Origin of the sequence: Escherichia sp. XD33 (genome assembly GCF_019375075.1) — a bacterium.
Classification (GTDB): Bacteria; Pseudomonadota; Gammaproteobacteria; order Enterobacterales; family Enterobacteriaceae; genus Enterobacter; species Enterobacter flexneri_A.
This window is the reverse complement of the sequence record NZ_JAENDM010000387.1, coordinates 1-529: the sequence shown is the minus strand read 5'-3', so window position 1 is coordinate 529 and position 529 is coordinate 1. Positions and strand designations below refer to the sequence as shown.

The following is a 529-nucleotide window of genomic DNA, read 5'->3' as shown; positions in this document are numbered from 1 at the left end:
TAGACCATCGTTCATACGAGCGACAGGGGCTTGAGAAAACGCCTGGTATTCACCTCGGAAAGTCTGCCTGTGCGATGGAAACACGCGGTATCGAAACAGAACGCGGCGAACAGAATCGTCTGATTAACAGGCTTAACCTGGAAATACAGATTTCCCGCACTGAACTCAGGAACAGCGGGCTGACAGAGCCTGCCCGCCGTGTGGCTGACCTTCTGAATATCGGGCTTCCTGACAACGCAACTTCGTACACACTACGTGACATTATCGAAGCGTTGCCGAAGGACAGTAACTCGGCATGGAAACTCACCAGTAATGCCATGTCGATGATGGCAGATATGCAGGCGACGCGCAGACGCTGGGAAGAGCTGAACACCGAACGAAAGGAAGCGATGAGCCATGCTGCCAGCCTGAAAAAATCATCGCCGTTTTCGTCCGGTTTTTCCCGTATTCCCCTTATGCAATGGGCGGCACCGGAATACCGTAGTGAGCAGGGAAAAATCCAGTCTCTGAGCCAGCAAATGGAAAAATT

At 52.2% G+C, this 529-nt stretch carries 1 pseudogene; it reads left to right on the top strand.

What is annotated here, in order from left to right:
• Positions 1 to 529, top strand: a pseudogene (locus K0778_RS27375) (conjugal transfer protein); the annotation flags it as partial.